The sequence below is a fragment of the Bradyrhizobium sp. 142 genome (assembly GCF_023074015.1).
Classification (GTDB): Bacteria; Pseudomonadota; Alphaproteobacteria; order Rhizobiales; family Xanthobacteraceae; genus Bradyrhizobium.
Map to the genome: position 1 here is coordinate 29,699 of NZ_JADPKQ010000200.1, position 13,703 is coordinate 43,401.

The following is a 13,703-nucleotide window of genomic DNA, read 5'->3' on the forward strand; positions in this document are numbered from 1 at the left end:
AAGAACAGAACAGGGAGCGAAAGGAATGGCGCTGGAGATCAAGATCCTGGACTACGGCGATATCGAGCTGGAATCGAGTTTTCTGGTTCTCGGCCGTGATTGCGGCCGCACCCGCCGCGTCCTCACCCTCGGCTTTCTGATTCTTGGCGGCAAATATCCGGTCGTGGTCGACACCGGCTATCGCTCCAACCAGATCATGGAGACGCTGGGCATGCGCGGGCTTCAGTACCATGAGCACATGATCGAGAACCAACTCGCCCGTCACGGCGTGCGCATGGGCGACGTCCGCTTCGTCTGCCACACCCATCTGCACATCGACCATGCCGGCAAGGACGATCTGTTCCCGATGAACACCACCGTCGTCCTCAACCGCAAGGAGCTCGAATATTCCGTCTCCGGCCTGATGCACCCGCAATACCCGGCACCCGACATCAAGCATTTGATCGACCGTCTGCACACCAAGAGCGCGCTGCGTTTCCTGGACCTCGAGATCACCGGCCCGATTGAGCTGATGCCTGGCGTGTACTGCGATGCCGCCAATGCGCATACCGAAGGCTCGATGAACATCATCGTCGAAACCGCGGACGGCATCGCTACCATTTGCGGCGACGTGATCTACGACATCAACGACCAGATCGTCACGCCCTTCAATGAGATTCACGATTGGGAGCCGCGCACCACCGGCAACCACGGTACCACCAAACGAGCGGAGAAGGCCGCGATCAAGAAGCTGCTCAGCAACTCGCGCTATTTACTGCCGGTGCACGACCGTCCGGCCAAGATCGAAGGCGGTAACGTCATCGGACGATTGCACGACCAGGTCCCCGGACCGATCGTGCAGTCACTGCCCGAGCGCAACTGGTTCCCGGCCTGAGGTCAGCCAAGGATCGACCGATGACGCACGTCACCTTGCGAAGCGAATTCGAGACACTGATTGATCCCTACGCGCCGGTCGCGCAGGTCGGCACCGGTTTCGACTTCACGGAAGGTCCGATCTGGCATCCGGTCGACCATTATCTCCTGTTCTCGGACATGCCGGCCGACGTGCGCCGGCGCTGGGATGCGCGGCGCGGCGTCGTCGAGGTCAAACGTCCGTCGAACAAATGCAACGGCATGACCTACGACGCCGAGCTCAACCTGATCGTCTGCGAGCACGGGACCTCGTCGCTGGTCCGCGAGCGGCCGGACGGGCGGCGCGAGGTGCTTGCCTTACATTTCCAGGGCCAAGAGCTCAATAGTCCGAACGACGTCTGCGTGCACTCCTCCGGCGCGATCTATTTCTCGGATCCCTGGTATGGCCGCATGCCGGTCTATGGCGTCGAGCGGCCACGACAGCTCGGCTTCCAGGGCGTCTATCGCATCATGCCGGGCAGCGAGCCGAAGCTCGTTGTCGACCGCAACCTATTTGATCAGCCGAACGGACTATGCTTCTCGCCGGACGAGAAACTGCTCTATGTCAACGACACCGTGCAGGCGCTGATCCGCGTGTTCGACGTCAATGGTGACGGCTCACTGTCGAATGCGCGGGTGTTCGTCAGTGGCATCCGCTCCGAGCTGGAGCCTGGCGTGCCCGACGGCATGAAATGCGACCAGCAAGGCAATGTTTGGGTCACTGCGCCTGGCGGCGTCTGGGTCTATTCGCCACGCGGCGAGCTGCTCGGCAAGCTGCGCCTGCCGGAACTGGTCGCCAATCTTTCTTGGGGCGGTCCCGATTTCCGCACGCTGTATCTGACCTCGACGCATTCGGTGTATGCGATTCCGACCAAGGTCGGCCCGCGCCATGAGCCATATATGAGCGGCGGCCGGCGCGGTGGTGGCGCCGCGACTGCAAGCTCTTCGCCTGCAGCGCCTATCCTCGCCGATGGCGAGATGCGGCTCGATCCGCAGCGCTGCGCCATGATCATACAGGATCTCCAGAACGACGTGATCATGGATGGCGGCGCCTTCGCCGAATCCGGCGCGCCGGGCCACGCAAAACAACAGCATGTCGTCGAGAACGTCCGTCGCCTCGCGGAGGCCGCACGAGCCCGGGGCGTCGCTATCATCCATGTCTGGTTCGTCGTCGAGCCGGGCGCACCCGGGGTCACGCTGAACGCGCCGCTGTTCGAGGGGCTGGTCGACAGCAAGGCGATGGTTCGCGGAAGCTGGGGCGCGGCACCGGTGTCCGGCCTCGAGCCAAGACCTGGCGATTTCGTCGTCGAGAAGATGCGGATGAGCGCCTGGGAAGGCACCCGACTCGAGACGATCCTGAAGGCAACGGGGCGCGACATGATCATCAACACCGGCGCATGGACCAATATGTCGGTCGAGCACACGGCCCGGACCGGCGCCGACAAGGGTTATTTCATGATCGTCCCCGAGGATTGCTGCTCGACCATGAACGCCGACTGGCACAACGCCTCGATCAATTTCGCCATGCAGAACGTCGCGGTCGTCACGAGGGCAGATGTCGTCATCAGAGCGCTGGGATAAGGAGTGGCAAAGCTCCTGCACCTGTCCTGCTCGCCCCGCGCCGATTCCGAATCGAGTGCGTGCGCGCGCGTCTTCCTTGACGGCTTTCGCCAGGCCCGGCCGGACTGGGATGTCGATGTCATGGACATCTGGCGGGAACGGATGCCGGAATTCTCCGGTCCGATCGTCGAGGCCAAGTACGCGCGCATGAACGCGCAAGCCTTCAACGACGCGCAACGCGACAGCTTTGCCGAAGCCGAGCGAATGGCGCTGCGCTTCTCACTTGCCGACCGGGTGCTGATCTCGACGCCGATGTGGAACTTCAGCATTCCCTACAAGCTCAAGCAGTGGTTCGACATCATCGTCCAGCCCGGGCTCACCTTTACGTTCGATCCTTCGCAGGGTTATCTGCCGCTACTGAAGGACCGGCCGACGCTGGTGATCCTCGCCAGCGGCAGCGATTTCGCCACAGGAATGAACCGCGGCCGCATCGACATGGCGACGCCTTACTTGCGAGAAATCCTGCGCTTCGTCGGCATCAGAAATGTCCGCTTCGTGCCGATTGGGCCAACCACCGGACCGCAGCAGCCGATCGTGGCTGCGCGTGAGAGGTCCGAGCAACGCCTCGCTGCCATGGCGACGAGCTTTTGAGGCTCCGGCGCCGCGAAACGGGTTCATCGGCTTTCGCAAACTATTTCGTTGCGTCTATCCAGATCCCGGGCTGCGAATGCTCGCGGATGTACGTCACCAGGAAATCGGAGAAGACCCTGATCTTGGCGGGCAGTCCCGCGCGATTTTGATAGGCGACGTTCATGGTGAGCAGAGGCAGCTCCCAATCCATTAGGATCGGCACGAGGTGGCCCGCCGCGATGTCGCTCTGAACGATGTAGAGCGGCTGGATGAGAATGCCGAGACCTGCGAGCGCCGCTCCACGGATGACCTGACCGTCATTGCTATCGAGTGTCGGCGTGAGGCGGATCGTCTGCGTTCCATTGCCCTTGCGCAGGCGCAGGGAATACGGGTCGTTCGCAAGATTGTAGACCAGCATGTTGTGACGCGCGAGATCGGCGGGCTGCTCTGGCAGGTCGTGGCTCGCGAGATATGACGGCGCGGCCGCCAGCACGCGGCGCATCTGGCCGATGCGGCGAACGATGATGTTTGAATCCGGTTCCTGCTCGCGCGTTCGGATCGCCACGTCGATACCTGCCTCGATGAAATCGGGGTAACGGTTGGCGGTGGTGATTTGCAGGTTGAGCTTCGGATAGCGCGTCCGAAAGGCCGGCAGCATCGGCGCCAGATAGATCACCGCAAAGGAAAGCGAGCTCGTGACGCGTAGCGTGCCCTGCGGCGACAAGGCGCGATCGCTGACGATGTCCTCGGCCTCCGCCAATTCGCTCAGAACCGGGCCGCAACGCTCGAGCAGTTCCTGCCCTGCCTCCGTCAACCACAAGCGACGCGTGTTGCGCTCGATCAGCCGGACGGCGAGACGTTCCTCGAGTGCACAGAGGTGGCGGCTGGCAGCCGCATTCGACATGCGCAGCGCCTCGGCCGCCTTGGAAAGGCTGCCAAGCTCGGCGGTCTTGGAGAACACCTCCAATTGCAGCAAGCGGTCCATTTTTTCGCTTTTAGGAAAAGAGACTTACAATTATTGGCCTTTATTTCCGTATCCCGCAAGGCAAAATGGCCTGAAGACAAGCAAGATAAAGGCGAGGAAACAGGGAAATGTCGGGCCCGATCAGGCACATCGTGATGTGGCGGCTGCGCGGGGAGACCCCCGAGGAGCGCTCCGCCGCCCGCATGAAGGTTAAGACCCTGTTCGAAGGCCTTAAGGGCCGGATCGACGGTCTCACCCATATCGAAGTCGGCCTCGACGTCAGCGATGTCGATTACGCCTGCGACGTCGTGCTGTTCACCGAATTTACCGACCAGGCTGCGCTTGCCGCCTATGCCACCCACCCGGAACATCTGGGCGTGCGCGAGGCGCTGGGCGACTTGCGAACCGGGCGCTTCCAGGTCGATTATCCCATCAAAGAGACCGGCGCATGATCGGTTCGTTCACCTTTGAAAACCTGCCTTGCCGCGTCGTATTCGGCAGCGGAACACTTGCGAGCGCCAAGGCCGAGATCGAGCGGCTCGGCGGCAAGCGCGCGCTGGTGCTGACGACGCCGCAGCAGGAGGCGCAGGGCAAAAGCTTGGGAGCGGCCCTCGGCCCGCTCTATGCCGGGCTTTTTCCGGGCGCCACCATGCATACGCCGGTCGACGTCACGGCGCGTGCGCTCACGGCGATGAAGGCGTGCGATGCCGACTGCGTCGTGTCGCTCGGCGGCGGATCCACCACCGGACTTGGCAAGGCGCTGGCGTTGCGCACCGGCGTCAACCAGCTCTGCATTCCCACCACTTATGCCGGCTCCGAGATGACACCGATCGTCGGCCAGACCGAGAACGGCCTGAAGACCACGGTGCGAGACATGGCGGTGCTGCCGGAGACCGTGATCTACGATGTCGATCTTACCTTGACGCTGCCGGCGAGCCTAGCTGCGACCTCCGGCATCAATGCGATTGCGCATGCGGTGGAAGCGCTCTACGCGCGCGACGCCAATCCCGTCACCCCGCTGATGGCGGAAGAGGGCATTCGCGCATTGGCCCGCGCCCTGCCCGCTATCGCCGCCAGCAGCGACGACCGCGAGGCCCGCACCGAGGCGCTCTATGGCGCCTGGTTGTGTGGAGTGTGCCTCGGGACCGTGGGCATGGCGCTGCATCACAAGCTCTGCCACACGCTCGGCGGCACCTTCGATCTGCCGCACGCCGAGACTCACACTATCGTGCTGCCGCATGCGCTAGCCTATAACGCACCCGCAGTGCCGGACGCGATGACGCGCATCTCGCGCGCGATCGGTGCCGCCGAGGCCTCGCAGGGGCTTTTTGACCTCGCGAAGCGGCTGGGTGCAAAGCTTGCGCTGCGAGATGTCGGGATGCCCGAGGACGGCATCGACAAGGCGGCCGACCTCGCCGTCACCAATGCCTACTGGAATCCGCGCCCGCTCGAACGCAACGCCATCCGCGACCTGATCGCGCGCGCCTGGGCCGGCGAGCCGCCGAGCGCAACCAAAGCGGCGGCGTGAAGCAATGCAGCGCACGCTGATCAGATCCACCACCGTCATCAGCATGGATGACAGGATTGGCGGCTTTCGCACTGGCGATGTGCTGATCGAGGGAAATCGCATCGTTGAGGTGCGCCCATCCATCGACCTCGGCAGCGGCGCGGCCGAAACCGACATCGTAGAGGGCACGGGACGGATCGTCATACCCGGCCTCATCAACGCGCATATGCACACCTGGCAGACCGCGCTGCGCGGCTATGCCGCGAACTGGACGCTGCTCGAATATTTCCGCCGTATGCATGCCGGCCTTGCCACCGTGTTCCGCCCTGAGGACATCTACATCGCGACGCTGGTCGGCGCGCTGAACCAGATCAACTGCGGCACCACCACCCTGGTCGACTGGTGCCATAACAATCCGACACCTGATCATACCGACGCCGCCGTGCGCGGTCTGATCGAAAGCGGCATTCGCGCCGCGTTCTTCCACGGCTCACCGAAGCCTGAGCCTAAGCCGGGCGAGCCCCACTTCTCGGAAGTGCCGCATCCGCGCCGCGAAATCGAGCGGCTGCTGGCCGGCCCCCTCGCCGACCGCGACGGCCTCGTCACGCTCGGGCTTGCCATTCTCGGTCCGCATTATTCGACCCTCGACGTCGCCATGCATGATTTCCGCATGGCGCAGGAGCTGAAGCTGATCGCCTCGATGCATCAGGGCGGCGGCCCGGCGAAGACGCCGGGCGGCTGGGAGAAGCTGATCGAGACCGGCCTCGTCGGCGTCGGCGTCAACATCGTTCACGGCAACGATCTTCCTGACGATTTGCTCGATCGCCTGGTCGATCTCGGCGTGTCCTTCTCGGTGACGCCGGAGAACGAGATGATCCAGGGCCACGGCTTCCCGATCACGGGGCGGCTCCTGAAGCGGAGCGTGCGCCCGAGCATCGGCATCGACCTGGAATCCGTGCTGGCCGGCGATCTCTTCTCTGCCGCGCGGGTCGCGCTCTCGATGCAGCGGGCGCTGGACAATGCGGAGGCGCGCAAGGCCAGCGGCACCATTCCAGCGACGACAACAATTCCCGCGCGCGAGGCACTGCGCTGGATCACGACCGAAGGCGCGCGGATGCTCGGCCGCGACCGCCAGATCGGCTCGCTGACGCCGGGCAAACTCGCCGACCTCGTCATCATCAATGCCAACGATCTCAACCTCATCCCGGTGCACGATCCCGTTTCCACCGTCGTGATGCAGACCAGCCCTGCCAATATCGAAGGCGTCATGATCGGTGGCATCTGGAAGAAGCGGAATGGTCGGCTACTCGCTGAGGGCCTGGAGTCGAAGAAGGAGTTGCTGGCGCAATCCGGCCAGCGGCTGGTGCAGGACATCGAACGACAGGGACGCGCTGCGTAAAGGCGCAAACGGACAACAACAATGACAGACGCTTCGAAGAATATCGCCTTCATCGGGATCGGCAAAATGGGCCTGCCGATGTCGGTGCTCGTCGCCAAGGCCGGTTACGCCGTCACCGCGTTCGATCGGAACGCGGCGCGGCTCAACGAGGCGCGCGCGCAAGGCATCGGCATCGCCGCCTCGCCGGCCGAAGCGGTTGCCGGACGCGCCGCGATCGTCACGTCCCTGCCGGATGACACGGCCTTGCGCGCGGCGGTGCTCGGTCCCACCGGTCTGATCGGCGCGATGGCTCCCGGAGCGGTCCTGATCGAGACCAGCACCGTGAGCCCCGCGGCCTCTGCCGAAGTCGAGGCCGCCGCGCAGGCGCGCGGCATTTCCTATCTACGCGCCCCTGTCTCCGGCAATGCCAGCATCGTTCACACCGGCGCGCTGAGTTGCTTCGTCTCGGGCCCCAAGGACGCGTTCGAAAGCGTAAAGCCGCTGTTCGCCGCCTTCACCCGTGCCCAGACCTATCTCGGCGCCGGCGAGGAAGCCCGCTACGCCAAGCTTTCCGTCAACCTGATGATCGCAGTGTCCGCCGCCATGATGGCCGAGAGCCTTGCGCTGGCACGCAAGGGCGGCATCGCCTGGCAGGACATTCTGAAGGTGCTCAACGACAGTGCGGTGGCCTCGCCCATGGTGAAGTACAAGACCGCGCCGCTCCGGGCGCGCGATTTCGACTCCACCTTCTCCTGCAAGCAGATGGCCAAGGATCTCGATCTCATCCTCGGTGCCGGCCATTCCGTCGGCGTACCCTTGCAGCTCGCCGCGCAGGTCCGCGAGACCTACGGCTCGCTGGTCGCGCAAGGCGATGGCGACACCGACTTCATCGCGACCGTCAAGCATCTCGAACGGCTATCCGGCCTCGGTGAGCCGAAACTCTGATCAACGGAGGCGCACGTGCGAAACTTCAACGAGAACACGATCACGGACGCGGTGTTGGAGCGAATCGCGGGCGCAACCGATCCCCGGATCAAGCAGGTCAGCGAAGCGTTAGTCCGGCACCTTCATGCGTTCCTCCGCGAGGTCCGCCCGACCCAGAAGGAATGGGAATACGGCATCGACTTCCTGACCCGCACCGGTCACATGTGCGACGATAAGCGCCAGGAATTCATCCTGCTGTCCGACACGCTCGGCGCCTCCATGCTGGTCGACGCGATCAACCATCCGGTGCCGGAAGGGGCGACTGAGACCACGGTGCTGGGACCGTTCTTCGTTCAGGCCTCACCTGAGAAGAACAGCGGCGACGACATCTCCGGCCCGATGAAGGGCGATCCGATGCTGGTGACCGGCTCGGTCTCGACCGTCGACGGACGGCCTCTTGCCGGCACGGTCGTGGACGTCTGGCATTCCGACGATGACGGCTACTACGACGTGCAGCAACTCGACAAGATCGGCGACCTCGCGATGCGCGCGCGCTTCCACACCGACCAGAACGGCCGCTTCCGTTTCTGGTCGATCAAGCCTGCCGCCTATCCGATTCCCCATGACGGCCCGGTCGGCGAGATGCTGGAGGCGCAGGGTCGTCATCCCTGGCGCCCGGCGCACGTGCATTTCATGATTTCCGCAGCTGGCTTCGAGCAACTGGTGACGCATGTGTTCGTCGCCGGCGACCAGTATCTCGACAGCGATGTAGTGTTCAGCGTCAAGGACAGCCTGATCCGCGAATTCGTATGCTGCCCGCCCGGCCGTGCGCCGGATGGTCGCATGGTGGACGCGACCTATTTCCACCTCAACTATGATTTCGGTCTGAAGCAGGTTGCGAGCAACGCGCAAGCGGCCTAAGCCGGACACAAACCAAACGGGCCGGCAAGAGTCCGCAACAAGAGTTCGCAAGAGGATACAGACGGGGAGAGATGATGGGACCGCGGGTCAGCATTGCCGCCTTGGCCGATCGCCTGTCGGGCATGATCGGCGCACGTGCCAGCGTCGCGCGCGGCGTGCTGGATCAGCACGGCCAGAGCGAATCCCACTACCGCAACCTGCCGCCCGACATCGTCGTCTTGCCGGAGACGACGATGGAGGTGGTGGAGATCGTCAAGCTGTGCGCCGGCGCGAACATGCCCATCGTGCCGTTCGGCGCTGGCACCTCGCTTGAGGGCAATGCGGCATCCGTCGCGGGCGGCGTCTGCTTCGACTTCGCGCGCATGAACAAGGTTCTGACGGTGCACGAGAACGACATGGATGTCGTCGTGCAGCCTGGTATCACCCGAAAGCAGCTCAATGCGGAGCTGCGCGGCACTGGTCTTTTCTTTCCGATCGACCCCGGCGCCGATGCCTCGATCGGCGGCATGACATCGACCAGGGCCTCCGGCACCATGGCGGTGCGCTATGGCACCATGAAGGACAATGTCATGGCGCTTGAGGTCGTGCTGGCCGACGGCCGTTTGATCCGCACATCACAGCGCGCGCGGAAGTCGGCCGCCGGCTACGATCTGACCCGGCTGTTCGTCGGTGCGGAAGGCACGCTTGGAATCATCACTGAGATCACGCTGAAGCTTCATCCCGTACCGCAAGCAATATCGGCCGCCGTTTGCAGCTTCGACAGCCTGCACGGCGCCGTCGACACTGCCATCTCCGTCATCCAGTCGGCCATTCCCGTGGCGCGCATCGAACTGCTCGACGACGTCATGATGCGCGGCATCAATGCCTACGCAAAGCTCGGCTATCGCGAAACCCCGACCCTGTTCTTCGAATTCCATGGCTCCGACACTTCCGTTGCCGAGCAGGCCGAAGCCGCGGAGGCAATTGCCGCAGAGCATGACGGTCACGGCTTTGCCTGGGCGAAGGCGGCGGAAGACCGCAGCCGGCTCTGGCACGCCCGCGACAACACGCTCTATGCTGGGCTGGGCTTGCGGCCCGGCACGCGCGCCGTGATCACGGACGTCTGCGTGCCGATCTCGCGGCTGGCGGAGTGCCTGACCGAGACGCGACGGGACGCGGACCAGCACGGTTTTGTCGCCCCGATCGTCGGCCATGTCGGCGACGGCAATTTCCACATGCTGATCCTGGTCGATCCCGCAAAGCCGGAGGAGATCGAAGGCGCCAAGGCGCTTCAGGCCCGCATGGTCGCCCGCGCCATTGCGATGGACGGCACCTGCACCGGCGAGCATGGCATCGGGCTCGGCAAGATCGACTATCTCGCCGACGAGCTCGGCGAGGCCGTCGACGTTATGCGGTCGATCAGGACCGCGCTCGACCCTAACGGCCTGATGAATCCCGGAAAGATCTTTGCAAGCAGAGCGCACGCATGAGCACCGCGGCATTCGCCATTGAGCCCTCGCCTGCGCCGCTGTTTGAGCTGCGTGGCATCAGCAAGGAGTTTCCCGGCGTCAAGGCGCTGGACGACGTGTCCTTTGCCGTGTTTCCCGGCGAGGTCCACATGCTGTTAGGGGAGAACGGCGCAGGCAAGTCGAGCCTGATGAAGGTGCTGTTCGGCGCGTACCGCGCCGATGCCGGCGAATTCTACCATAAGGGCGAGAAAGTCTCGATCACCTCGACCGCGGATGCGCAGAAACTCGGCATTGCCGTGATCTTCCAGGAATTCTCGCTCGTCCCCCATCTCGATATCGCACAGAACATCTTCCTCGGCCGCGAGCCGATGGGACGCATTCCCGGCACGATCGACCGCCGCAAGATCCTGGCCGATGCCAAGCGCGTGCTCGGCATGATCGGCTTCGACATCGATCCGTCCACCACCGTCGACAAGCTCGGCGTCGCCCAGCAGCAGATGGTGGAGATCGCAAAAGCGATCAGCCAGGACGCGCGCATCTTGGTGATGGACGAGCCGACGGCCGCGCTCTCCGACCGCGAGACCGAGTTGCTATTCGCGCTGATCGCGCGGCTGAAGGCCGACGGCGTTTCCATCGTCTATATCTCGCACCGCATGGCGGAAGTATTCGCGCTCGGCGACCGCATCACAGTGCTGCGCGACGGCCGCCGCATCGACGGCGTCCGTCCCGCCGACGTCACCCCGGACCAGCTCGTCCGCATGATGGTCGGGCGCAACGTCGACATGACCTATCCGCGCAATTTTGTCGACAAGCCCGGCGAGGTGTTGCTCGAGGTCAAGGGCCTGGCCTCGTCCACCGGGATTTCGGATATCAACATCGAGGTGCGCCGAGGCGAGATCGTCGGCCTGTGCGGGCTGGTCGGCTCGGGACGCAGCGAGGTCGCGCGCGCCATTTTCGGCGCCGATCCCATAACCTCCGGCGAGATCGTTTTCGACGGCAAGCCCATCATCGGGGAGCCCGACGTCGCAGCCCGCCGGGGTATCGCGCTGATCCCGGAGAGCCGCAAGAGCGAGGGACTCGCGCTGCTGCGCTCGGTCGGCGACAATCTCGTGGTCTCGGCGCTGCGAAAACTGTTCCCGCGCGGCCTGTTCGACCAGCGCCGCGCGCAGCGCACATCAGAGGGCCTGATCCGACAGCTCAGAATCGCCACTCCGAGCGCACGGCAGACCGTCGGCCTGCTCTCCGGTGGCAACCAGCAGAAGGTCGTGATTGGCAAATGGTTGGCTGCCGGTTCAAAACTCTTCATATTCGACGAGCCGACTCGAGGCATCGATATCGGCGCCAAATCCGAGATTTTTGCGCTGATCGACCGGCTGGTGGCCGAAGGCGCCGCCGCCCTGATGATCTCGTCCGAGCAGGTCGAGATCTGCCATGTCTGCGACCGCGCCTATGTGATGCGCGAGGGCCGCATCGCCGGACATCTGACGCGCAGCGAGCTGACGGAGGAGAACATCGTGCGATTGGGAATGCATCATGCGTGAGGCCGCGGTCGTTTCACAGCCCAATCCACTGCAACGCATTCCCGGCGTTGCCGTCGTACTGGTGCTCCTGGTCGCGCTGTTCGGCGTGATCGCACCCGGATTTCTTTCGGTCGCCAACCTCTCCAACGTTCTGGTGCAGTCGACGATCCTGACCATGCTGGCGCTGCCGATGACGCTGATCATCATGACCGAGGGGCTCGACCTGTCGATGGGCGCAGTGCTGACGCTGACCTCGCTCTGCGTCGCCATCGTATCGCTCGCAACCCAGTCGATGCTGCTGGGCCTCGGCGCGGGCCTGCTGGTCGGTGCGGCCTTCGGTACCATCAACGGCTGGCTGGTGGCGATCCTCGGCATCCCACCTTTCGTCGCGACGCTCGGCACGCTCGGCATGGCGCAGGGCCTGTCCCTGATTGTCAGCGACGGCCAGAGCGTGGTCGGCATCCCTCACAGCGTGCGCGACATCTATTCGGCAACGCTGCTGGGCGTACCTGTTCCGATCGTGATGGCGCTGGTGACCTATGCAGGGTTTCACACGCTGCTCTATCATACCCGCTTCGGCACCTACATCTTCGCGCTCGGCGGCAATCGCGAGGCGCTACGCTATGCCGGCCTTTCGCCGAACCGGCTCCTGATCGCGGTCTACGCGATCGGCGGCGCCATGGCCGGCATCGCCGGCCTGCTGATGACCGCGCGAATGAATTCCGGTCATCCGACCGCCGGCCTCGGCCTCGAGTTCGACGCGATCGCAGCCGTGGCGGTCGGCGGCACCTCGTTCGAGCGCGGCAACGGCTGGCTGCTCGGCACCTTGCTCGGCGTTATCTCCGTCGGCGTGCTGCGCAACGGACTCAATCTGATCTCGCTGCCGTCCTCGGTGCAGGTCGCAAGCGTCGGCGTCCTCGTCATCGTCGCACTGTTCCTGGACGGCCTTCGGAGCCGCGCATGACCGACATTACCAAAGACGCCATCGCGCCGCCCCGCTCCTTCCTGTCGCAGGACGCGATCCAGGTGTTCTATCGCCTGCTCGCCGCACTCCTGATCTGCGCGGTGCTGGCCGTGCTGAGCGATTCCTTCCTCAGCCTCGGCAACATCCTCAACGTGCTGCGGCAGGCAAGCCTGACGTTCTTCATCGCCTCGGGCTTGACCCTCGTGGTGTTGACCGCGGGCCTCGATCTCTCCGTCGGCGCCAATGTCGCGCTGTCGGCCTGTATCGCCGGGACCGTGATCCACAAGACCGGCTCGCCGGCACTCGGCATCCTCACCGGGCTTGCCTGCGGCGGCATCGTCGGGCTGCTCAACGGCGTGATGGTCACCGCGCTGCGCATCCCCTCCTTCATCGCCACCTACGGCATGCTCTGGGTGCTGAACGGCCTGACCTACTGGTACATGGCGGGCGAGACTCTTCACGGCTTTCCGGCAGGATTCCGCCAGATCGGCAGCGGCTATCTGTTTGGCCTCCCCATTCCGGTCTATCTGCTGCTGGTGTTCCTCGGGATCGGAACGCTGTTTGCCCAGCGGACGATCTGGGGTCAGGAGATCTATGCGATCGGCGCCAATCCGGTCGCGGCGCGGCTCTCCGGCATCCCGGTCGCGCGCCGCCTGCTGCTGGTCTACGCCGTCTCCGGCACGATGGCGGGGCTCGCGTCGATCATCTTCCTGTCGCGGCTCAATTCGGCGGAGGCCGACATCGGTGAAAGCCTGACGCTGCCGGCGATCGCCGCCGTGCTGATCGGCGGCACCTCGCTGTTCGGCGGCGTCGGCACCGTGTTCGGCACCTTCATCGGCGCATTGATCCTGACCCTGGTGCTGAATGGCATGAACCTTTTGGCGGTCAGTGCCAATTGGCAACCGCTCGTGACCGGCATCATCGTCATTCTCGCGGTCTGGCTCGACATGAAGACCCGGCGCCGCGCGCAATGAGTTTCTTGAAAGTTCAACAAGC

The 13,703-nt window shown here is 64.1% G+C and carries 13 protein-coding genes; 12 read left to right on the forward strand and 1 reads right to left on the reverse strand.

Annotated elements, in window-relative coordinates; translation table 11 throughout:
* Window positions 1-25: 25 nt before the first annotated feature.
* The 3 genes from IVA82_RS18375 to IVA82_RS18385 are packed head-to-tail and all read left to right on the forward strand — an operon-like array spanning window position 26 to window position 3,102.
* Window positions 26-874, forward strand: coding sequence for an MBL fold metallo-hydrolase (locus tag IVA82_RS18375; RefSeq protein WP_247390227.1), 849 nt, complete (start codon window positions 26-28; stop codon window positions 872-874).
* Window positions 875-894: 20 nt separating this feature from the next.
* Window positions 895-2,472, forward strand: a complete 1,578-nt coding sequence (locus IVA82_RS18380) for an isochorismatase family protein (protein ID WP_247390234.1) — start codon at window positions 895-897, stop codon at window positions 2,470-2,472.
* A gap of 3 nt (window positions 2,473-2,475) precedes the next feature.
* Window positions 2,476-3,102, forward strand: coding sequence for an NAD(P)H-dependent oxidoreductase (locus IVA82_RS18385; protein WP_247390236.1), 627 nt, complete (start codon window positions 2,476-2,478; stop codon window positions 3,100-3,102).
* A 40-nt stretch (window positions 3,103-3,142) separates the two neighbouring features.
* Here the strand turns inward: IVA82_RS18385 and IVA82_RS18390 are convergent, their stop codons facing one another.
* Window positions 3,143-4,066 (reverse strand): LysR family transcriptional regulator, encoded by a 924-nt coding sequence (locus tag IVA82_RS18390; protein WP_247390238.1) that lies wholly within the window; start codon window positions 4,064-4,066, stop codon window positions 3,143-3,145.
* Between the two features lie 107 nt (window positions 4,067-4,173).
* Here IVA82_RS18390 and IVA82_RS18395 point away from each other — a divergent pair, with 107 nt between their 5' ends.
* The 9 genes from IVA82_RS18395 to IVA82_RS18435 all read left to right on the forward strand — a co-directional run bounded on the left by IVA82_RS18395 (window position 4,174) and on the right by IVA82_RS18435 (window position 13,681).
* Window positions 4,174-4,497 (forward strand): Dabb family protein, encoded by a 324-nt coding sequence (locus tag IVA82_RS18395; RefSeq protein WP_247390240.1) that lies wholly within the window; start codon window positions 4,174-4,176, stop codon window positions 4,495-4,497.
* Complete coding sequence (locus tag IVA82_RS18400) at window positions 4,494-5,573, forward strand: maleylacetate reductase (RefSeq protein WP_247390242.1); 1,080 nt, start codon at window positions 4,494-4,496, stop codon at window positions 5,571-5,573. The genes IVA82_RS18395 and IVA82_RS18400 overlap by 4 nt, the downstream gene beginning before the upstream one ends.
* 4 nt (window positions 5,574-5,577) lie before the next feature.
* On the forward strand, window positions 5,578-6,951 hold the full coding sequence (locus IVA82_RS18405) for an amidohydrolase family protein (RefSeq protein WP_247390244.1): 1,374 nt from the start codon (window positions 5,578-5,580) through the stop codon (window positions 6,949-6,951).
* Window positions 6,952-6,972: 21 nt separating this feature from the next.
* Window positions 6,973-7,875 (forward strand): NAD(P)-dependent oxidoreductase, encoded by a 903-nt coding sequence (locus IVA82_RS18410; protein ID WP_247390246.1) that lies wholly within the window; start codon window positions 6,973-6,975, stop codon window positions 7,873-7,875.
* 15 nt (window positions 7,876-7,890) lie between these two features.
* The gene (locus IVA82_RS18415) at window positions 7,891-8,775 is read left to right on the forward strand and encodes an intradiol ring-cleavage dioxygenase (RefSeq protein WP_247390249.1); all 885 of its coding nucleotides are present in this window, start codon (window positions 7,891-7,893) and stop codon (window positions 8,773-8,775) included.
* A 74-nt stretch (window positions 8,776-8,849) separates the two neighbouring features.
* Window positions 8,850-10,244, forward strand: coding sequence for an FAD-linked oxidase C-terminal domain-containing protein (locus IVA82_RS18420; RefSeq protein WP_247390251.1), 1,395 nt, complete (start codon window positions 8,850-8,852; stop codon window positions 10,242-10,244).
* The gene (locus IVA82_RS18425; RefSeq protein ID WP_247390253.1) at window positions 10,241-11,764 is read left to right on the forward strand and encodes a sugar ABC transporter ATP-binding protein; all 1,524 of its coding nucleotides are present in this window, start codon (window positions 10,241-10,243) and stop codon (window positions 11,762-11,764) included. Before IVA82_RS18420 ends, IVA82_RS18425 begins: the two co-directional genes overlap by 4 nt.
* Window positions 11,757-12,707, forward strand: coding sequence for an ABC transporter permease (locus tag IVA82_RS18430; RefSeq protein ID WP_247493440.1), 951 nt, complete (start codon window positions 11,757-11,759; stop codon window positions 12,705-12,707). The genes IVA82_RS18425 and IVA82_RS18430 overlap by 8 nt, the downstream gene beginning before the upstream one ends.
* A complete protein-coding gene (locus IVA82_RS18435) occupies window positions 12,704-13,681 on the forward strand; it encodes an ABC transporter permease (RefSeq protein ID WP_247390256.1) in 978 nt (325 codons plus the stop codon). The genes IVA82_RS18430 and IVA82_RS18435 overlap by 4 nt, the downstream gene beginning before the upstream one ends.
* Window positions 13,682-13,703: the final 22 nt, after the last annotated feature.

Coding starts and splice junctions, on each gene's coding strand:
- IVA82_RS18375 (WP_247390227.1), top strand. CDS start 26: ATGGCGCTGGAGATCAAGATCCTGGACTACGGCGATATCGAGCTGGAA.
- IVA82_RS18380 (WP_247390234.1), top strand. CDS start 895: ATGACGCACGTCACCTTGCGAAGCGAATTCGAGACACTGATTGATCCC.
- IVA82_RS18390 (WP_247390238.1), bottom strand. CDS start 4,066: ATGGACCGCTTGCTGCAATTGGAGGTGTTCTCCAAGACCGCCGAGCTT.
- IVA82_RS18395 (WP_247390240.1), top strand. CDS start 4,174: ATGTCGGGCCCGATCAGGCACATCGTGATGTGGCGGCTGCGCGGGGAG.
- IVA82_RS18400 (WP_247390242.1), top strand. CDS start 4,494: ATGATCGGTTCGTTCACCTTTGAAAACCTGCCTTGCCGCGTCGTATTC.
- IVA82_RS18405 (WP_247390244.1), top strand. CDS start 5,578: ATGCAGCGCACGCTGATCAGATCCACCACCGTCATCAGCATGGATGAC.
- IVA82_RS18410 (WP_247390246.1), top strand. CDS start 6,973: ATGACAGACGCTTCGAAGAATATCGCCTTCATCGGGATCGGCAAAATG.
- IVA82_RS18420 (WP_247390251.1), top strand. CDS start 8,850: ATGGGACCGCGGGTCAGCATTGCCGCCTTGGCCGATCGCCTGTCGGGC.
- IVA82_RS18425 (WP_247390253.1), top strand. CDS start 10,241: ATGAGCACCGCGGCATTCGCCATTGAGCCCTCGCCTGCGCCGCTGTTT.
- IVA82_RS18430 (WP_247493440.1), top strand. CDS start 11,757: ATGCGTGAGGCCGCGGTCGTTTCACAGCCCAATCCACTGCAACGCATT.
- IVA82_RS18435 (WP_247390256.1), top strand. CDS start 12,704: ATGACCGACATTACCAAAGACGCCATCGCGCCGCCCCGCTCCTTCCTG.